Source organism: Crossiella sp. S99.2 (assembly GCF_023094165.1).
In the GTDB taxonomy this organism is placed as follows: domain Bacteria; phylum Actinomycetota; class Actinomycetes; order Mycobacteriales; family Pseudonocardiaceae; genus Crossiella.
The window spans coordinates 356,986-375,788 of record NZ_JALMDK010000007.1 but is presented as its reverse complement, the minus strand read 5'-3'; the positions used below and the strand labels follow the sequence as shown (position 1 = coordinate 375,788).

At 70.9% G+C, this 18,803-nt stretch carries 14 protein-coding genes; 4 read left to right on the top strand and 10 right to left on the bottom strand.

Going from position 1 to position 18,803, the window contains the following annotated elements:
- The 5 genes from MZC64_RS28200 to MZC64_RS28180 all read right to left on the bottom strand — a co-directional run bounded on the left by MZC64_RS28200 (position 1) and on the right by MZC64_RS28180 (position 7,640).
- Entirely contained in the window at positions 1 to 996 is a 996-nt protein-coding gene (locus MZC64_RS28200) for an LLM class flavin-dependent oxidoreductase (protein ID WP_247761732.1), read from the bottom strand.
- Complete coding sequence (locus tag MZC64_RS28195; RefSeq protein WP_247761733.1) at positions 993 to 2,789, bottom strand: ABC transporter ATP-binding protein; 1,797 nt, start codon at positions 2,787 to 2,789, stop codon at positions 993 to 995. The genes MZC64_RS28200 and MZC64_RS28195 overlap by 4 nt, the downstream gene beginning before the upstream one ends.
- Positions 2,786 to 5,932 (bottom strand): lantibiotic dehydratase, encoded by a 3,147-nt coding sequence (locus tag MZC64_RS28190; protein ID WP_247761734.1) that lies wholly within the window; start codon positions 5,930 to 5,932, stop codon positions 2,786 to 2,788. Before MZC64_RS28190 ends, MZC64_RS28195 begins: the two co-directional genes overlap by 4 nt.
- Positions 5,933 to 5,934: 2 nt before the next feature.
- Positions 5,935 to 7,131, bottom strand: a complete 1,197-nt coding sequence (locus tag MZC64_RS28185; RefSeq protein WP_282105984.1) for a lanthionine synthetase C family protein — start codon at positions 7,129 to 7,131, stop codon at positions 5,935 to 5,937.
- 329 nt (positions 7,132 to 7,460) lie between these two features.
- On the bottom strand, positions 7,461 to 7,640 hold the full coding sequence (locus MZC64_RS28180) for an FDLD family class I lanthipeptide (RefSeq protein WP_221490130.1): 180 nt from the start codon (positions 7,638 to 7,640) through the stop codon (positions 7,461 to 7,463).
- Positions 7,641 to 7,855: 215 nt separating this feature from the next.
- On the opposite strand from MZC64_RS28180, the gene MZC64_RS28175 reads away from it, so the two are divergent.
- Entirely contained in the window at positions 7,856 to 9,718 is a 1,863-nt protein-coding gene (locus MZC64_RS28175) for an AfsR/SARP family transcriptional regulator (protein WP_247761736.1), read from the top strand.
- Positions 9,719 to 9,850: 132 nt separating this feature from the next.
- Here MZC64_RS28175 and MZC64_RS28170 read toward each other — a convergent pair whose 3' ends face one another.
- The 3 genes from MZC64_RS28170 to MZC64_RS28160 all read right to left on the bottom strand — a co-directional run bounded on the left by MZC64_RS28170 (position 9,851) and on the right by MZC64_RS28160 (position 13,329).
- Complete coding sequence (locus MZC64_RS28170) at positions 9,851 to 10,717, bottom strand: N-acetyltransferase (protein WP_247761737.1); 867 nt, start codon at positions 10,715 to 10,717, stop codon at positions 9,851 to 9,853.
- 7 nt (positions 10,718 to 10,724) lie between these two features.
- Positions 10,725 to 12,065, bottom strand: a complete 1,341-nt coding sequence (locus tag MZC64_RS28165) for an erythromycin esterase family protein (RefSeq protein ID WP_247761738.1) — start codon at positions 12,063 to 12,065, stop codon at positions 10,725 to 10,727.
- A 382-nt stretch (positions 12,066 to 12,447) separates the two neighbouring features.
- The gene (locus MZC64_RS28160) at positions 12,448 to 13,329 is read right to left on the bottom strand and encodes a LysR family transcriptional regulator (protein ID WP_247761739.1); all 882 of its coding nucleotides are present in this window, start codon (positions 13,327 to 13,329) and stop codon (positions 12,448 to 12,450) included.
- 70 nt (positions 13,330 to 13,399) lie between these two features.
- Here MZC64_RS28160 and MZC64_RS28155 point away from each other — a divergent pair, with 70 nt between their 5' ends.
- The 3 genes from MZC64_RS28155 to MZC64_RS28145 all read left to right on the top strand — a co-directional run bounded on the left by MZC64_RS28155 (position 13,400) and on the right by MZC64_RS28145 (position 15,866).
- On the top strand, positions 13,400 to 14,161 hold the full coding sequence (locus tag MZC64_RS28155) for an SDR family NAD(P)-dependent oxidoreductase (protein WP_247761740.1): 762 nt from the start codon (positions 13,400 to 13,402) through the stop codon (positions 14,159 to 14,161).
- 312 nt (positions 14,162 to 14,473) lie between these two features.
- The gene (locus MZC64_RS28150; protein ID WP_247761741.1) at positions 14,474 to 15,205 is read left to right on the top strand and encodes a lytic polysaccharide monooxygenase; all 732 of its coding nucleotides are present in this window, start codon (positions 14,474 to 14,476) and stop codon (positions 15,203 to 15,205) included.
- Positions 15,206 to 15,269: 64 nt separating this feature from the next.
- Positions 15,270 to 15,866 carry a DUF305 domain-containing protein gene (locus tag MZC64_RS28145; RefSeq protein WP_247761742.1) on the top strand — a complete coding sequence of 199 codons (597 nt, stop codon included), beginning with the start codon at positions 15,270 to 15,272 and terminating at the stop codon, positions 15,864 to 15,866.
- Between the two features lie 137 nt (positions 15,867 to 16,003).
- Here the strand turns inward: MZC64_RS28145 and MZC64_RS28140 are convergent, their stop codons facing one another.
- Complete coding sequence (locus tag MZC64_RS28140) at positions 16,004 to 16,972, bottom strand: serine hydrolase domain-containing protein (protein ID WP_247761743.1); 969 nt, start codon at positions 16,970 to 16,972, stop codon at positions 16,004 to 16,006.
- 30 nt (positions 16,973 to 17,002) lie between these two features.
- Entirely contained in the window at positions 17,003 to 18,628 is a 1,626-nt protein-coding gene (locus MZC64_RS28135) for a tannase/feruloyl esterase family alpha/beta hydrolase (protein WP_247761744.1), read from the bottom strand.
- Positions 18,629 to 18,803: the final 175 nt, after the last annotated feature.

Genomic DNA, 18,803 nt, shown 5'->3' with positions numbered 1-18,803 from the left:
TTAGGGATGTCCGACGGGGGCTGGCTGGCGAGATTCCGGCGTGATCACCTGGGCCAGGAGGTCGGTGAGATCGCGCAGGGCGGCGTCGCGGTCCTCGGTCATCCGGACCCCCGCTGTGTTGAGCACGATCTCGTCGACCCCGGCCTCCCGATAGCGTTGCAGCCCAGTCGCGATCTCCCGGGCCGAGCCGGTGAGGACCACGTCCGCGTCGACCAGGGCGCGGGCGCTGAGGCCGGGTTGGGCGGGGTGCACGCGCAGGCCGGCGCGGCGGAGCATGTCGATGTAGTGCGGGGCGGACAGGTGTTCGCGGGCCGCGTTCAGGGCCACCAGGTGTGGATCGCGGCCGTAGCGGCGGATCGCGACGTGCACCACCGCCACGATCCGGGGCACAGGGCGGCCGGCTTTGGCGGCGCCAGCTTCGAGTTCCGGGCGCAGGACGGTGCGGAGGTAGTCCGGCGGGGTCATCCAGGTGATCGCGGCGTCGGCGAGTTCCCCGGCCAGGCGGGCCGCGGCGGGGCGCAGGACGCCGAGGCCGAGTTCGACCGGTGGGTGGTCGAGTGGGGGCAGGGCGCCGTGCATGCGGTACTCGCGGCCCTGGTGGTTGACGACCTCGCCGGCGAGCAGGCCGCGCAGGATGGTGAGGTAGTCGGCGATCGCGGTGAGTGGGCTGGGATAGGGCTTGCCGTGCAAGGATTCCACGAGTTCCGGGGCGCCCGCGCCGATGCCCAGCACCGGGCTGTGGCCGGTGAGCGCGGCCAGGGAGCGGGCGTGCAGGGCGGCCTCGTAGGGGTGGCGCAGCGCGGTCAGGGTGACGCTGGTGCCCACCGGCACGGTCAGGCCAGCGCCGGCCAGGTAGGCGAAGCCCTGGTGGGTTTCCAGGCCGAGGGACTGGCCCTGCCACAGGCGGTGGGCGGCGGTGTCGCGGACCAACTCGGCGTACGGGGTGAGGTCGGCCGGGCTGGCGGGCATCACCGGGACGAAGATCGAGGTTTTCACGTGTGCTCCGGCTGGTATCCGGCGGCCTGCAGGTTGAACAGGTAGGCGTAGTGGCCGCCGAGGCGCATCAGTTCGGCGTGCGTGCCCTGTTCGACCAGTCGGCCGCCCTCGATGACGATGATCTTGTCGGCGATCCGGACGGTGGAGAACCGGTGTGCCACCAGCAGGCTGGTGGAGCGGTCCGCGATGCTGCGGAAGCGTTGGAAGATCTCGGTTTCGGCCTCTGCGTCGATGGAGGCGGTGGGCTCGTCCAGCACCACGATCGGCGCGGCCCGCATGAACGCCCGAGCCAGGGCGACCTTCTGCCACTGGCCGCCGGAGAGCTGGCTGCCGTTCTCGAAGTGGCGGCCCAGCATGGCGTCGTAGCCGTCCGACAGAGTGTCCACAATGGAATCCGCGCCACTGGCCTCGGCGGCGCGGCGGACCCGGGCGGTGTCGGCGCGGTGTTCGATCTGGCCGAAGCCGATGTTGTCCCGCACCGGCAGTTCGTACTTGATGTAGTCCTGGAAGATCACTCCCAGGTTGCGGCGCAGCTCCTCCAGGTCGTATTCCTCGATCGGCACGCCTTCGAGGAGGATCTGGCCGCCGGTGGGTTCGTAGAGCCTGGTGAGCAGTTTGACCAGGGTGGTCTTGCCGGCGCCGTTCTGCCCGACCAGGGCCACGCAGTTCCCTGCGGGCAGGGTGAAGCTGACCCGGTCGAGAACCTGGTCCTCGGTGCCCGGGTAGGTGAAGCTGACCTCCCGGAATTCGATGCCCTGACGCAGTTTCGCCGGGAATTTCCGGTTGCCGCCGCGGATCTGCCGTTCGGGCAGGTCGAACAGCTCGAACAGGTTGCTCACGAACAGCTTGTTCTCGAACAGGTTGGCCACACCCACCAGCAGGCTGTGCCCGGATGCCTGCACGATCCCGATGGCTTGCAGGTACCCGGCCAGCTCGCCGAGCCGACCAGTCTCCATTGTGGACAGCATCGCGAACACCAGTGCACCGGCCGAGATCAGTACGCTGAGCAGACCGAACACGCCGAGCGAGACCGACTGGCGGCGGGTCAGATCGCGGTCCACCTTGAGGAAGCGGCGCACCTGGTCCCGGTAGGCGCCGATAAGATGGTCGCCGAGCTGGAAGAGCCGGACCTCCTTGAACGAGTGGTCCGTGGTGGTCAGGTACTGGAGATAGAACAGCCTGCGGCGATCGGCGGCCCGGCCGTACTCGATCTCGTACATCTTCTTGCCGTACCACATCTGCGCGATGGCGGACGGGATCGGCGAGAGCAGGATCAGCACCGCGACCCAGAAGTTCCAGGAGAACAGCACCGCGGACACGGACAGGATGGTGATCAGTTCGCGGGCGAAGCCGAGGGTGTCGGTGAACAGCTGGTGGATGCGCGATCCGCTGCTCTCCTGGAAGGCCCGCTGCAACTTGTCGTAGGAGTCGGCGCTCTCGTAGTCCTGCAGGTCCATCCGGGTGCCCTTGCGCATCACCTCCTCGCCCACCGCGGTGGACAGGTGCAGCCGCAGCACCGAGTCCAGATAGCCGTGCCACACCCCGAGCAGGTGCGCCATTACGGACACGGCCAGGATCAGCAGGCCCACCGCGAGCACCGCCGAGCCGTGCTCGCCCACGCCGCCGGCGGTGATCGCGTCGGCCACGGTCTGCACCGCGCTGGCGGTGAGTTGCAGCTGCACCGCGGGCACCACCGACACCGCGACGGTGACCAGGATCAGCGCCAGCACCCGCAAGGGACTGAGGTCCCACAGCATCTTGGCGATCCGCAGCCAGTGGTTCTTGGTGGTCATGCCCGTGCCTCCGGTGCGGGTCGGCCGCCGATGGCGCGCAAAGTGTGCCGCCACACGGCGTAGAGGTGCGATTCCCGGCGCAGGTCGATCGGCAGCAGCCGGTTGATCTGCATGTGCGCCAGGCTGCCCAGCACGCTGGACTCGGCGCCCCACAGCACGCCCTCGGCCGCGGCCACCCGCACCGCGTGCGCGGCGGCTTCGACCGATTCCTGTTGCGGGGCCAGGATTTCGCTGATCAGCCGATGGTGGTCGCGGCCCAGTTCGTGCGGCCGGTAGTCCCAGGGCACGAGCAGTTCGGTGAGGTAGGCCCGCTGCTGCTGGAACTCGGTGCGCGCGGCCTCGGCGTCCGCGCCGCCGCTGCCGGGCAGCAACTCCATGCGTTCGCGCGGGGTCAGACCCCATTGCCGGTACAGGGTGTCCACCGCGGCGATGGCGGCGAACTCCGGCCGGATGCCGTCCTTGTCGTTGTGCAGCAACGCGACCAGCTCGGCGGTGACCTCGCTGTTGGCGGCGAAGAGCGGCTCCACGGTGTCGAAGACGGGCGGGCCGCCGTAGCGTTCGATCTCCGGGGTGTAGCCCGCGATGGCGGTGTCGAAGGCCAGGCCCTCCTCGGCCAGCTGTCCACTCCAGATGGTCAGGTACCAGAGAAGTTGCGGCGCCACTTCGAGATCGGCCGCGCGGAAGCGCAGGCGCAGGTGCGGACGCGGGTCCATGTAGCGGATGTAGAACCAGCGGTCGATGAGCCCCTGTTCGCGCAGCATCGCGACCAGTTCGCGCAGCCGGGTGGCGATGACCTCGTCCTGCTGGGTGATGCCCGCGTACAGCTTGAGGAAGGTCCACTGTCCGCCGGGCAGGTGCTGCCGGATGATCTCGGGTGCGTTGCCGGTCGGTGCGGTGAGGGTGACCTCGCTGCGCGCGGTGTCCGCGCTGTTCTTCGCGATCAACGGGACGACGATCTCCTCCAGGTAGGCCGCGCCGTCGGCATCGCGCAGCCACTGCTGGTCGAAGGCGGGCAGCATTTCGTGCAGGGTCACCGGTTCCGGGCCGCGGTTGCATTCGGTGGCCAGCTCGTCCAGGCACATCGGGTGCTCCAGGTCGAGCAGCAGCCGGTTGTCCGCCTCCACCAGGTACACGTGCCGCGGCACCTTCCAGCGGTCCCGCCAGGCCCGCACCTCGGCGGGGAAGTCCTTGCCCGGCAAGGCGTTCAGGGTCCACTGGGCGGGGCGCAGCACGACCTTGCCGCGGGTGACCCTGGGCAGGAACGGCATGGTTTCCAGTGGGCCCCAGCGGAATCCGCAGGGCATGGCGTAGCCGTCGTTGGAGACCTCCAGCACGAACCTGGCCACGTTGGGCGCCACGTGCGGGCTGAGCATGTGGTTCTGCGAGACCACCACCTGCTTGCCCAACCGCTTGGACCACAGGAAAAACCGGTCCTCGTTCGCGCCGACGCATAGGTCGGCCAGGTCGATCACCCGGTCCGGCGGCACCGAGGGCGTGGTGTTCACCGGCACCTCGTACCCGCGCAGCAACGGGCGCAGCGCCACGTTGGCCGCGCGGCCATGGTTGGGCAGGTAGCACAGTTCGGCGTAGACGACCTCGGGGCTCAGCTCCTCCTCGCGCCGGGCGTAGCCGCGCAGCCGGTCCACCGCGTCCTCGCCGAGCAGGTCGAAGAACCGCCCGGAGGTCCGGCCGCCGAAGGCCAGGCCCTCCTGCCGCAGCACCGCCCGCCACGCACCGCTGTCTACCGACCGGTCGGTAGAGATCTGCGCGAAGACGTCCAGGGCCGGGTACAGCGCGAGCGGCGGGGCGTCCTCCAGTGGGGCGAAGCGGTGCAGCCACTCGTCGGTCAGCTCGATCTCGTGCTCGCCCGCGCACCAGGCCTGCACGGCGAACTCGGTGAGCACCCGGTCGAAGTCCTGCTGCCAGGGTTCTTGGACGTTGTGCGGCAACGGATAGCCGCGCGGCGGCTCGGTGTAGGTGGGCGGCGCGTCCAGGCCGTGTTCGGGGCTGAGCAGTTCCAGCACCGGCACCAGGGCGAGCAGCCCGTACCGTTCGGTGAAGGCGTCCCGGTACTGGGCCAGATGATGGTTGTGCCCTGGCAGCGCGGCGGACAGGCGCATCAGGCAGTCCACCGCCTCGGCCACCGCCTCGCCGACCGCGCCGGAGAGCCGGGTGCGCGGCAGGTCCAGGGTGGCGTCGAGCTGGTAGGTCGGGCCGGTGTGCTCGGGAGTCAGGGCACGCTGGGCGGCGGTCAGCTCGGCGAGTGCGGCCGGCTCGGGCTCGGTGGCGGCGCGGTGGGCGAGGTTGATCACCTCGCGCAGGGACTCGGCGATCTCGCCCGCGGCCTCGATCCCGGCGAGTTGCTTGGCCAGCTGGGCTTCGGGCTGGGCCACGGTCAGCGGCGGGCGCAGGTCGCTGGTGAGGAAGTTGAGCGTGCGCAGTTCCTCGACCAGCCCGCTCACTCTGGCCGGGTCGACGCCGGGGAACTCCTCGGCCAGTCCGGCGAGCAGCTGGGCCAGTGGGATCGGGGTGGCGGCCAGCCTGGTCACCGCCAGCGCCGCGGTGGTGGCCCGCACCCGGACCGCGCGATTGTCATTGTGGCCGTAGATATCGGCGTAGGGCAGCACGAGGCGGTCGCCGCTGCGGTGCACGCTGGAGTTGAGCACCACCCGCAGATGCGGGCGCAGCTGCTCATCGGACTCCAGCTGTTTGATCAGGGTGAGCAGCCAGGCCATGTCGGCGCGGATCCGGTTGTCCCGCAACGCTGATTCGCCCAGGCAGGCAGTGGTCTCCGGGCCGAACTCGCCGACGGCCACGCCAGAAAACGCACCGAAGGGGGTGGGCCGGGTGGTCATCCGGATCAGGTAGCGCAGCAGCCGGGAGTGCAGCCGCCGGGTGCGTTTGTCCGTGGTGGCCGAGCTTTCCGCCCGGTCCAGCGCGTCCACCAGGTCGCCGCTGGCCACGGTCAGCGCGCGGCGCACCGCGGGCTGAGCGGCCAAAGCATACAACCGTTGCCTTACCTCGGCGCGTGCCTGGTCCGGGTTGTCGGTGGTGGTGGCGAGCAGGTCCTGGTAGACCCCGGCGGGCAGCGCGGGGGCGCGCAGCAGGAAGAAGTCGGCGGGTTCGTAGCGTGGCCCGGCCATGGTCACCGCACCAGGAAGGCGGTCAGCCAGGACGGCCGGACTGGGCTGACCGCGGCGAGCAGGGTCAGCGCCACCCCGGTCGACCCGGTGAGCAGCGCGGGGCTGTCCACGAACACGCCCGGCTCCTCCTCATCCCGGAACACCAGGGGGTTGGCCGGATCGGCGTGTCCGAGCAGTTCGGTCAGCAGCCGCGGCGTGTGCTCGCGGGCCAAGTCGCTGCCCGCGGTGGCGAATTCGAGGCAGATCGCCAGCAATCCGGCCACGCCGTGGCAGAAGGTCGGCGAGAGCACGGGTTCGGCCACGCTGCGCCGCAGCACGCCCTCGAACGCCTCGATCGCGGCGGTGCGCAGCTGGTCATCGCCCAGCGCGTCGGCCACCGCGAGCAGGGACACGGCCACACCGGCGGTGCCGTAGCACCAGGCGATCTGGTCGTGCGGCTGGTTCGGACGGACCTCCTCGCCGGTGGCGGCCACCGGGATCTCGGTGGCCCACACCGGTCCGTGCGGATCGGCGCGGCGCACCGCCAGCAGCCAGTCGGTCATCCGCCGGATGGCCTCCTCCTGCCCTGGCCTGCGCAGTCCGCGCTGCCAGGCCACGGCCAGCGCGGCGACCGCGCCGGGGATGCCGTGCGCCATGCCGAGGTTGAGGTAGCCGCCGGGGAACTCGCGTGGATCGCGGCCCAGCGGCGCGCACAGTTCGGGGGCGATCAGCCAGCGCCGGGTCAGGGTGAGGTCGCGGGGCGGGGCGCTGAGCCAGATCAGGTAGTCCAGGAGCTTGTCCGCGGCGGGGTGCAGGGCCTGGTCCGGTTCGGCGATCGAGCACAGGTAGGCCAGCGTGCCGGCCGCGCCGCTGATCATGTCGTAGTCGGAGTCGCTGACCGCGCGCTCAACCATCGGCAGGTCCAGATCGGCGATCTGGGCGGCGAACTGGTCGTGCAGCCTGCCCAGACTCGGCGCGAACCGGGGCTCGGCCTCGGCGCAGCCCGCCACGCACAGCGCGAGGCCACCGGTGCCGGAGAACACCCCCGGCGCGAGCAGCGGCTGGGCCTGGGTGCCGGCCACCGCCTCCCGGATGAAGGCAAAACCGGCGCTGAGCGAACGCGCGCTCTCTACCGCATTGGGGGCGGCCGCCGAAGCGTGCACATGGAGTAATGCGATTCCGGCGTGGCCATACCCGAAGCTGGGGAAGTACCATTCCATCGGATGCTTCGTCTGCTCGGTGAATCGCATTACATGATCGATGACGGTGGCGGAATCCGCCGTTCTCCGCGCGACCTCGCAGGCGACTTCCCGGGCTTTGGCGGCAAGCGCGCCCGGAACAACTCCATGCCAGGCGGCGACGGATTCATCGGCCACCAATACCCGGTTGGGAGCGGAACCTCGCTCCGATTCTGCGCGCATGACAACCCCTGTTCGTCGGCTTTCCAACCGCCCGGCGCACGGGCAGGATGCGGTAGGTTGAGCGGCGGGTGCTGCCGGGTCGTCGACACCCGGCAGCACCCGCCTTCAGCCCGTTGAGCTGCGCTTTTTTAGCGCTTGGGGCAACCGGCGGTGCAGGCGCCCTGGGTGCACTGGCAGGTGAACCTCGAGCAGAGCGGGGTCCGGGTGCAGGCCAGTCGGGTGATCACACTGGTAATCGACAGCGGCTGGGCCTGGCCATTGGCCGCGGCCGGAGTGCTGACCCTGGCATCCAGATCAAAGGCATCCATGGGACACTTCACCTTTCCATCAGTTCTCCGGTCAGTCGACCGGATGACATTCCGGCGCGAATGTCTCGCGCTCACTTCGGACCCTAGGTGCGGCCGCGTACACAGCGCTGTCACAGGATTGCGGTGACCCGATGACCACGTCTTACTGTGAGTAGTGCCTTCCCCAGTAGCAGCGCGCTATGGTGTCCTCCTCCTGTGCTAATTGGGGGTTTGACGTGCCCGAACGCGACAACAGGCTGTACTGCGAGGTACTCGGCGCGCTGGCCGCGCGCCGCGGTCCGGTGGACATCGAGCTGGGCTGGTCCCGGCAACAGGCGGTTCTCGCGGTTCTGCTCACCCGGATGAACCAGCCGGTGCCGGTGGAGGCATTGGTGGAGGCGGTGTGGGCGGACTCGCCGCCGCAGGGCGCGCGCAACACGGTGCAGACCAACATCAGCCGGTTGCGCCGCGCGCTGCGGCCGGCCGGCGCCACGCACGACCGGGATTCGGTGGTGCTGCGCACCGACGCGGGTTATCTGTTGCGCGGTGCGCCCGATCAGCTGGACGCGCTGGTCTTCGAGCAGGAACTGGATGCCGCCCAGGAGCATCAGCGGGCCGGGCGGCTGGCCGCGGCCACCGAGTCGGTCAGTTCGGCGCTGGGCCGCTGGCGCGGTGAGCCGTTCAGCGGATTGGACAGCCCCTACCTGCACGCGCATCGGCTGCGATTACGGGAGTCCCGTCTGCTGGCCCAGGAACTGTCCGCGGCGCTGTCGCTGGACCGTGGTGAACACCGCTCGGTGGTGGCCGAGCTGACCGCGCTGGTGACCCGCAACCCGCTGCGGGAACGGTTGCGGGAGTTGCTGATGCTCGCGCTGTACCGCTCGGGCAGGCAGGCCGAGGCCCTGGGGGTGTTCCAGGAGGCCCGCACCGCACTGGCCGACCAGCTCGGCATCGACCCCGGCCCCGCGTTGCGCGGCCTGCACCAGCGCATCCTGACCCGGGATCCGGAACTGTCCGCGCCGCCGCGCCGGGCCTGCCCACCGGTGGTGATCACCCCGGCGGTGGCGGTGGAACAGCTGCCCGCCGATCCGCTCTCCTTCACCGGCCGGGACGCCGAACTGCGGCGACTGACCGGGTCCGCGGCCGCGGCGGAAATCCACGTGCTGGACGGAATGCCCGGGATCGGCAAGACCACCCTGGCCGTACGCGCCGCCCGGCTGCTCGCCCCCGACTACCCGGACGGCACGATCTTCCTGCGGCTCAACGCCTTCGCCGCCGGTCAGGAACCGTTGTCCGCGCACGCCGCGCTGGGCGGCCTGCTGGACGCGGCCGGGTTGCCCGCCGCGGCGATGCCGGACACCGAGCACGGGCGGGCCGCGCTGTGGCGGGAGTCCTTGCGGGACAAGCGAATGCTGCTGGTGCTGGATGACGCGGCCGGGCATGAGCAGGTCCGGCCGCTGTTGCCGGGTCCTGGCCGCTGCCGGGTGCTGATCACCAGCAGGCGGCGGCTGAGCGCGCTGGAGGGGGTGCGGTCGCTGGAGCTGAACCCGCTGCCGCTGGAACAGGCCGCCCGGCTGTTCCAGCACCTGACGGGTCCGCGCGAGCAACCGGCCGATCCGGCCGCGACCCGGCAGCTGGTGTCACTGTGCGGCGGGCTGCCACTGGCGATCACCCTGCTGGCCGGGCGGGTGCGCCACCACCCGCGCTGGACCGACCGCTACCTGGCCGATCTGCTGTCCTCGGCGCGAACCCGGCTCAGCGAGCTGCACGCGGAAAACGTCACGCTCACCGCCGCGTTCGACCGCTCCTACCGCGGCCTGCCCGCCGAAGGACGGCGGCTGTTCCGCTGCCTGGGCCTGTCCGCTGGCGTCGAGGTGGACCTGCCGACCACCTCGGTCCTGGCCGGACTGACCGCGGCGGAAACCCGGCACGGCCTGGAACGCCTGTACGACAACCATTTGCTCACCGAGTCCGCCCCCGGCCGCTACCTACTCCACGACCTGATCAAGGAGTACGCCCGCACCCTCGCCGAACTGGAAGACCCCACCCTCGAAGCCGAATTCCACCGCTCCCCCGGCCTAACCCAACGCGCCGGCTAACCCACCCACCCCGTGTTGGCCGTTCTCGTACGGCGTGTTGGCCGTTCTGGACGTCGAGTTGGCCCAAGTCGTACGTCGAGTTGGCCCAAGTGGGCGTACCACTTGGGCCAACTCGACGGCGGAGGCGGAACTTCAGGCGTCCCGACGTTGGTCCAGGCGCTCGGGCAGCGGCTGAAAGCCCGCTGACCGATAGGTGGCGACCGCGCCGGCGTTGGTGGTCGGGGTGCACACGAGCGCGCTGCTGGAACCCAGTTCCCGGAGCGCGGCCGCCGCGGCGAGGCTGATCGCGGTGCCGTGGCCGTGACCGCGGTGGTCCCGGTGCACCCCCATCGGCTCCAGCACCCCCGGCTTGCCCGGACCGGCTGACCACACGGTCACCGCCGCCACCGCGTTGCCCTGCTCGTCGTGGGCGACCAGGCACCGGGCGTCGGCGTAGGGCAGGCCGGCGGCCATCGCGTGCCAGCGTTCGTCGGTGAACTTCGAGGTGCCGAAGGCGGACCGGAGCACGGCGGCCTGCACGTGCGCCCGCTCCGGTCCGATCACCTCGATCCGCACGCCCGGATCCGGCACCGGCTCGGTGAGGTCGCGGCGCAGCGGCGTCCACGGCTCGTCGGCGCGCCAGCCATCGGCGGCGAGCAGGTCCTTGACCAGTGGGGCGGTTGGCGCTTCGAGGCAGACCGCGCCCGCGGGCAGCACGCCGCGGGCTGGGTCGGTCAGGTCGGCGACCAGTTGCCGGGCCAGCTCCTCGTCCTGTCGCGCCGCGGGTTCGATGGTCAGCCGCAACAGGTCCGGGCCATCGAGGAGTCCGACGGCGAGCAGTCGTCCGGCCCGGCGCCAGGTGCGGACCGCCGCGGCGGTGGCCTCGGCGCCGAGCCGCCAGTACCAGCCCACATCGCCCGGGTGCAGTTGCATGGGCGCGCCGTCGTACTGCCAGTCCTGCAGCGCGTGCACGGCCGCGCTCAGCCCGTCGACGTCCGGTGTGCCCATCACGATCGCCATCACCGGATCAGACACCACCGCGTCGGCTGTCCGCACCCGATTTCCGGTCGGCGGCGTCGGTGCGCGGCCGGGCGCGGGTGGTGCGGTCCAGGTAGGCGATGCCGTCGAACTCCGCGCCCAGCCGCACGGACACGGTCTCCTTCTTCAGCGCGGGCCAGAACCCGATCACCGAGCCGTAGGCGCGCATCCGCTGTTTGCCGTCCAGCCACGCGCGCAGCACCGGATCCGCGCCCGCGGCCCGCAGGTCCAGGAGGTGATCACCCCCGGCCTGGGCGAGCTGCCATTCCAGGGTGCCGGACTCGGCCGGGTCCAGCTCGAACTCAGCCAGCTCGCTGGTGCCCAGTTTCATTGCCTGGAACCCGCCCTGGTTGGTCACCAGCGCGAGCGCGTAGTAGCCGTCGCCGAGCCAGTCCCGCAGTTCGGCGCCGAGCGCGGCCTCCTTGCTGGAGCGGGTGGCGGCGGCCAGATGTCCGTTGTGCGCCCACACCATCGCCCGCGCGCCGGGTTCGGCCAGGATCCGCCGCAACGCCTCGGCCATGGTCCGGTCCCGCAGGTGTCCCCCGGCCTGTCCCAGTGTAGGCAAGGTCCGGATCTCCGCGGCCCGATCCACCGCCCAGGCATGCCATTCGGCCTCCCGCCACCCGTCGTTGTCGGCGGGGTGCGCGGCCAGCCAGGCCACCGTGTCGGCCACCACCGCGCGCGCCGCGAGCACCTCGGACTGGGCCGCGCCCGGCCGCACTCCGGGGATCTTCCGCCAGAGCTGCCGGAACGCTTCGCTGATGATCCGGCCGACGCTGAGTTTGCTGAACTCCGCCCGCAACGCCTTGACCGCGCCCCGGAAGGTGGTGGCCCGCGCACTGTCCACTGTGTCCAGATACCCGGCGATCGCCTCGGTGCCGGCGCGTTCCAGCACCGGGTCGACACCGCGGAAGCGCACGCGTTGGTCGAGGGGCAGGTCCGCGTTGTGCGCACGCAGCCATTCGATCAGCGCGAGGACCTCCTCGGTGTCCCAGGTCCAGTAGCCGAGCTTGGCCAGCACCTCGGCGGCGGATCCGGTGCCGTGCACCACGTAGTCGTCCACGGCCCGGCAGGAGGACCAGCCCGCCTCGATGGCGAAGACGGTGAAGGACAGCCGGGTCACCAGGAATTCGACCAGGCGGTGCTTGAGGGTGAAGAACTCCCTGGTGCCGTGGGTGGCCTCGCCGAGTCCGACGACCCGGACGCCGTCGAGCGCGGCGGTCAGGGGAGTCAGGTCGTCGAGGGCGTGGCCGGGGTTGGTGCTGTGCAAGGGGATGGTGTGGTTGGCCAGGGTGGTGCGGAGCTGGTCGGCCTGGGGCTCACGTGACATTCGGTGACCTCATGACATCGGAGGGTACCGAAGATCAGCAACGCGGTGCGCTCGCCGGAACGGCGCTGGTGGCTGGGGCGGCCTGCGGGACTGCGGTTCAGCCGCTGGGCAATGGGACTGCGCCCGTGACCACCGAGCCGAACAGTCCCAGTACCAGGCAGTGCCCGAACGCTCAGGAGGTCCGGCGGCGACCGGTGCTCGCCAGCCGGCGCCAGAGCGGTTCTGCCCATCTACCGACCGTTCGGTAGATACGCGTGCAGCAGCACCTGCCGACATCACCAAGCCCGCGCTCGCTCCAGCCCCGCCGGGATTCTGCGTGCATCTACCGACCGTTCGGTAGATGCACGCGAAGCATGCCTTGACCCCAGCACCCCAACCGTGCTCACACGTCCCGAGCCGCAGCCAACTCCAACGCCGTGCGGACGAACCGGGCGACCCACGGCGACCGGCTGCCCTCCGGCCAGAGCAGCAGGGTCCGATACGGGGCCGCGTCCAGCACCGGGCGGTAGATCACATCCGGCCGGACGTTGCGCGCCGCCAGCGAGGCCGGCACCAGCGCCACCGCCTGCCCCAGGGCGATCACCTCCAGCAACTGCGCGCTGTCCCGGACCAGCGGGCCGTCGACCGGACGGTCGGGGTTGCCCAGCCAGTAGTCGCGGTCGATGGTGGCCGAGTCACGCCAGCGGGGTGCTGGTTCGGTGGCCAGGTCGGCGGTGGTCAGGGTGGCGCGCTGGGCCAGGGGGTGACTGGCGGGCAGGGCGGCGACGCGGGGTTCGGTGTGCAGGGGTTCGGTGTCCAAACCTCGGGTGTTGACGCAGGAGGCGATCGCCACGTCCGCGCGGCCGTCCCGGATCAGGTCGGCCTGGGCGCCGAACTCGCTGAGCAGGATCTCGATCTCCGGGGCGGCCGGGTCGGCGTGGAACCGGGCCTTGAGCTGGTGCAGCAACTCGGTGGCCACACCCGGGTACACAGTGACCACCAGGCCGCGGCCGGACTGGGCCGCGCGCCGGGTCCGGCGGACCGCGGCGTCCAGGGCGCCGAGCACCACGGTGGCTTCTTTGAGCAGGGTCTCGCCGGCTTCGGTCAGGGTCAGGCGGGGGCCGGTGCGGTCGAAGAGCGCGACGCCGAGCCGGCGTTCCAGTTGGCGCATGGCCCGGGACAGCGGGGGCTGGGCGATGCCGAGTCGGGCGGCGGCGCGGGTGATGTTGCGGTCCTCGGCGACCGCGTGGAAGTAGCGCAGTTCGCGGATTTCCGGGTCGGGCATACCGCCAGGGTATGGCGCGGCACCGGATCGGTCTTGGTCTTCCGGTGACTGGGCGGCTGGAGTGGGCGGTATGCAGGCGAATGACGTAGCGCTGGTGACCGGCGCCAACAAGGGCATCGGCCGGGAGATCGTCCGGCAGCTCGCGCTCCAGGGTTACACCGTGTACCTCGGCGCCCGGGATGCGGAACGCGGGCAGGCTGCGGTGGCGGAACTGGTGGCACAGCAGGGGGAATCGGGCGGGGACATCCGGGTCGTGCGGCTCGATGTGACCGACGCGGACTCGGTCCGGGCGGCCGTGGACCGGATCGAGGACCAGGTGGGGCGGCTGGATGTGCTGGTCAACAATGCCGGGATCGTGGTCGAGTGGGGTGTCCGGACCGAGCAGGTCACGGCCGCGCAGCTGCGCGAGGTGTTCGAGGTCAACGTGTTCGGCGTGGTCACCGTGACCGCGGCCTGCGTGCCGCTGCTGCGCCGCTCCGGCAACCCGCGGATCGTCAACATGTCCAGCGGACTCGGCTCGCTCGGCCTGCTCAGCGACCCGGCGAGCCCGTTCTCCGCCAAGGACCTACTCGCCTACAGCGCCTCCAAGGCCGCGCTCAACGCGCTGACCCTGGGCTACGCCGACGCCCTGCGCGCCGACGGTTTCAAGGTCAACGCGACCAGCCCCGGCCTGGTGCGGACCGACGGCAACGCCGCCGCGACCTTCCCCCGCGGCGACCGCGGTCCGGCCGAGGGCGCCGTTGTCCCGGTTGGGCTCGCCACCCTCCCCGCGGACGGTCCCACCGGCGTCTTCCGCGGCCCGGAAGCCTTGGACCAGACCATCCCGTGGTGAACGCGTCCAGCGTCCAGCGGGCTGACCGGGCTGTTCCTTGACGTGAACCCGCAGCTCATTTATGGTCTAGACCACGTCACACTGAGTGACGCACGGACCCGCCGCCGCCGTCCGTGTCCCGGCAATCGGCCTTGGCCGTCGCCGCGGACGCGAGAGCGGAGCGAGTGGCGTGTGTGTCCGCGTTCCCCGTTCCGCGGTGCCGGTTTGACCGGCGCAGGCACCTGTTGACCGCGCGCGACGGGACACGGCGTTGTGCGCACCGGCGGCCTGATCACCCCTGTAGGTCGGGCCGCGACGCTGGGAGCTGACCCAATGAAGCTCAGACGTTTCCTCGCGATGGCCACGGCCGCCATCGGCATCACCCCGTTCCTGCTCGTGGTCCTGCCCGCGAGTTCGGCCTTCGCGCACGGCTACATCTCCTCCCCGCCGAGCCGGCAGGCCCAGTGCGCGCAGGGCACCGTGCCCTGTGGGCCGATCAAGTACGAACCGCAGAGCGTGGAGGGGCCCAAGGGACTGCGCAGTTGCAGTGGTGGCAACGCGCCGTTCGCCGACCTCGACGATGACGGCAAGGGCTGGAAGGCGACCTCGGTCGGCAACACGGTGAACTTCACCTGGACCTTCACCGCCCGGCACCGCACCCGCGACTACGAGTACTACCTCAACGGCCAGCGGATCGCGCTGGTCGACGGCGGCAACGTACAACCACCGCCGACCGTCTCGCACACGGTGAACCTGGGTGGCGCGACCGGCAGGCAGAAGCTGCTGGCGATCTGGAACATCGGCGACACGCCCATGGCCTTCTACGCCTGTGTCGACCTGCAGATCGGCGGCGGTGGCACGCCCACCACCAGTCCGACCACCAAGACCACCACTCCCACCACGACCGCGACACCGCCGCCCGGCGGGACCTGGGCGGCGAACACCGCCTACCAGGTGGGCAGCCAGGTCACCTACAACGGCTCGACCTACCGCTGCACGCTGGCGCACACCGCGCTGCCCGGCTGGGAACCGCCGAACACCCCTGCCCTGTGGCAACAGGTCTGATCACGGCACGCAGGCTCGCGCCCCAGCCGCCGGGGGCGCGGGCCCGCCAGGAAAGGCAGTCATCGTGAACCGTGCCACGCTCGTCCCGATCCTGTTGGGCGCGTTGGTGTTCGCCGGGTGCGCGAGCCCCGGGCCCGGCCCGACCGCACCGCCGTCGTCGTCGAACCGGGTCGCCGCATCCACCACCGCTGGCGCGGACTTCAACGACGCCGACGTGATGTTCCTGCAGATGATGATCCCGCACCACGGGCAGGCGGTGGAGATCGCGCGGCTGGCCAAGACCAAGGCCACCCGCAAGGAGATCCGGGACCTGGCCGCGGCGGTGGAGGCGACCCAGGTCAGCGAGGCGGAGAGCATGACCGCCTGGCTGCGGGCCTGGGGCAAGCCGACCGAGGCGGACACCGACCCGAACGCGCACGCCCACCACGGCGGCATGCCCGCCACTTCCAAGGACGTCATCAACGCCCTGGCCAAGGGCGGTCCGACCTTCGACCGGGACGCGGTCAACGTGCTGACCGGACATCAGCACGGCGCGGTGGAGATGGCCCGCACCGAGCTCAAGGACGGGCGCAATCCCCAGGCCAAACAACTGGCGGACCGGATCGTGCAGTCCCGCACCGCCCAGATCCAGCAGCTGCTAACCCTGCTCGGCCAGTCCTAACCCCCCGGCGTGTTGGCCGTTGTCGTACCCAGTCTTGGCCGAACTGGTACGCCTGTGCTGGCCCTGGCGTACCAGTTCAGCCAAGACACCGTCCAGAACGGCCAACACACCGTACGACAACGGCCAACACGATGTGCTTAGGTGGAGAGCTTGGCCAGCAAGGAGAAGCCGGGGCGGTCGACTGGGGCTGTGGTTGCTGACAGGAGGACTGCGCCGGTGGACGCGGCTCGGTCGAGGCCGAGCCAGGTGCGGAAGCCGCCGGTGCCGCCGTTGTGCCAGGTGATCTCGCGGCCTTGGTGGAGCTGGGTGAGCCAGGCGGCGCCGATGCGGACCCGGGGGCCGGCCAGGTCGGTCACCGGGTCCAGCGCGGCGATGCCGGGCGCGGAACCGTCCAGCAGCGCGGCGGTCAGCGTTGCCATGTCCTGGATCGAGGCGCGGATGCCGCCGGCGGGGCCGACCGCCTCGCCGGTCCACGGCTCCCGTGGACGACCGGATTTACTGCGGCCCGGCACGGCTCCCGACCGGATCTGGTAGGGCGTCTCGGGCAGGTAGAAGTGGTGCAGGCCAAGGGGTTCGGTGATGCGCTGGCGGAGCAGGTCCGGGTAGCTGGTCCGGGCCGCGCGGGCCAGGGCGTGGCCGAGCAGTTCGTAGCCGAGGTTGGAGTAGCGGAAGCGCGGCTTGCCCGGTTGGACGCGGTCGAGGCAGGTGAGCAGCTCGGCCAGGGTTTCGCCGTAGGGGTTGGCACCGTGCCGCCACAGCGCGATCGTCTTGCGCAGCAGGGAACCGGTGGGCGCCAGCCGGGGCAGGCCGGAGTGGTGCGTGCTGACCGCGGCGAGGGTCAGCGCGGCGGCCGGGGCCTGGCCGAGCGGCAACAGGTCACCGAGGGTGGTGGCGGAGGCGATCTGCTCGCGGGCCAGGGCGTCGGCGTAGAGCAGGCCGGTGACGCCCTTGCTGATCGAGCCGATCTCGAAGTCCGCGGTCAGCTCCGCGCCGACACCGGCCACGCTGATCTCGCCGGATTTGACAGTGGCCACCGCGAAGACTGGGTGTCGCTTGCCCAGTCGCTCCTGCACTCGCTGTGCCAGTTCCCGGTCACCGTTGATCACACGCCTCGACCTCCCCAGGTGCCCCCCAGTCTAGGGCCGGGCGCACTCGAAGCTGCGGGCGGCATCGGGGTCGCCGCCGCGATACCGTGGCCAGGCCGGGGATTCGCACAGCGGGCGGGTGCGCCCGGCGTTGGCCGGATTCTTGTCGCTGACCACCGGATGCCGCGGCGGCCGGTGGCCTTCCACCCAGTTCTCCAGGGCGGTCAGCGAATCCCAGCCCGCCGCGAACGCGGGCGTGACGTTGGCGTGGTTGGCGCCCGGCACCAGGTAGAACCGGGCGAAGCGGCGTACGTCGTGCTCGCCCACGACCCGTTGCACGCGGCTGAAATAGTCCACTGTGGACCGATGGCTGACCAGCTCGTCGGCCGTGCCGTGTACCAGGATCAGCTTGCCGCCGGCGCGGGCGAACGGTCGCAGGTCGGGATTGTTGATGTCCTGCAACGCGGACAGCTCGCTGATCCGGTGCCGCCACGGGCCGGGCTGGCGGGGGTCGATGGCGAGTGGGTTGTGCGCGGGGTCCCTGGTGAGGAAGTGCCGGACCCACTGGTCCCAGAACTGCACGCCGTACCCACTGGTCTTGGGCATCGGGTTGGCCGGGGCCTGACTGCCCAGGCCGAGCAGGGCGGTGGACATGGCCGCGCCGGAGCGGAACGGGAATCCGGGGTAGCCGGTCTCCCCGCTGGCGATCCGGTAGTGCCACCGCAGTGGCGCGGACATCGCCGTCACGGACTGGATCTGCTTGTCGGACAAGCAGAAATCTCCATGATCGGCACCTTCGGGGCAACGCAGCGCACGCGGGTCGAAGTGGCACCCCGCTTCGTTGGACACCACCCCGTCGCGCAGCCCGTCCTCGCCGTCGCAGGCGTTGATCACCGCGCGGTGCAGCAGCGATTGCTTGGCCGGACTGGGAAACGCGCCCGGCTGGGACAGAATGTGGGCCTGGTAACCGAAGAACAGGTCCAGACTGGCGGCGTTCCAGGCCGGGTAGGCCGAGAGCACGCCGTCAAAATCGGCGGGCCAGCGCTGGGCGACGGCCAGGGCCTCGCGGCCGCCGGTGGAGCCGCCGGCGAAGTAGCTGTGCACCGGCCGCGCGCCGGAATAGTGCTGGGCGATAACGGATCTGGCCGCGTCGCGGGTCTTCTTGAGCGCGTCGCCGGCGAAGTTGCGTAGTGCTTCGTCGTTGCGGCCGAAGGAACCGTCCAGGGACCGGGTCGGCTGGAAGTCGGGCGCGGCTTGGTGGCCGGAGTCGCTGGCGAAGGTGGCGTAGCCGCGGGCCAGTGGGCCGGGCTGGTCGGCGGGTCCGAACGGCAGGTTGCCCGCGATGTCGGGGATGGTGCCGTTGTACCCGCCGCCGCCGAACATCATCGCCTTGTGGTTCCACCGGGTCGGCAGGCCGAGCCGGAACTGGATGTCCGGGGCCGCGGGGTCCACCGGGTGGATCGCGGCCTCGACCCGGCAGTACTCGCCGACCGGCCCGGCGGGCGGGATCAGTTGTGCGGCGGTGACTTCGCCGCCCGAGCTGGGCAGGCCGATCGCCCGCGCCGGGATGGTGGTGCCAACCAGTCCGGCACAGTTGGCGGATTGCGCGTGCGCGAGTGGGAATGCGGTCGCGGTCAGTGCCAGGGTCAGCACCGCAACGGCGAGGTTCCTTCGCATGGCCACCCTCCATCAACGCGGGAACCCACGGTAAGCACCCGATCTCCACCGCGCCATGTGGTCGCGCCACACTTCCGGCGCACGCAGGCTGTGCCGCGACCACATCCGCGAAGCCCGAACAGTGTTGTGCCGCACCAGCGACAACCCGGTCCCGGTCTTCCTACCATCACAGCAC

Bases quoted from the DNA above. Each gene is read 5' to 3' on its own strand.
- MZC64_RS28185 (WP_282105984.1), bottom strand. From the start codon at position 7,131: ATGGAATGGTACTTCCCCAGCTTCGGGTATGGCCACGCCGGAATCGCA.
- MZC64_RS28180 (WP_221490130.1), bottom strand. From the start codon at position 7,640: ATGGATGCCTTTGATCTGGATGCCAGGGTCAGCACTCCGGCCGCGGCC.
- MZC64_RS28155 (WP_247761740.1), top strand. From the start codon at position 13,400: ATGCAGGCGAATGACGTAGCGCTGGTGACCGGCGCCAACAAGGGCATC.
- MZC64_RS28170 (WP_247761737.1), bottom strand. From the start codon at position 10,717: ATGGCGATCGTGATGGGCACACCGGACGTCGACGGGCTGAGCGCGGCC.
- MZC64_RS28150 (WP_247761741.1), top strand. From the start codon at position 14,474: ATGAAGCTCAGACGTTTCCTCGCGATGGCCACGGCCGCCATCGGCATC.
- MZC64_RS28165 (WP_247761738.1), bottom strand. From the start codon at position 12,065: ATGTCACGTGAGCCCCAGGCCGACCAGCTCCGCACCACCCTGGCCAAC.
- MZC64_RS28135 (WP_247761744.1), bottom strand. From the start codon at position 18,628: ATGCGAAGGAACCTCGCCGTTGCGGTGCTGACCCTGGCACTGACCGCG.
- MZC64_RS28195 (WP_247761733.1), bottom strand. From the start codon at position 2,789: ATGACCACCAAGAACCACTGGCTGCGGATCGCCAAGATGCTGTGGGAC.
- MZC64_RS28160 (WP_247761739.1), bottom strand. From the start codon at position 13,329: ATGCCCGACCCGGAAATCCGCGAACTGCGCTACTTCCACGCGGTCGCC.
- MZC64_RS28190 (WP_247761734.1), bottom strand. From the start codon at position 5,932: ATGGCCGGGCCACGCTACGAACCCGCCGACTTCTTCCTGCTGCGCGCC.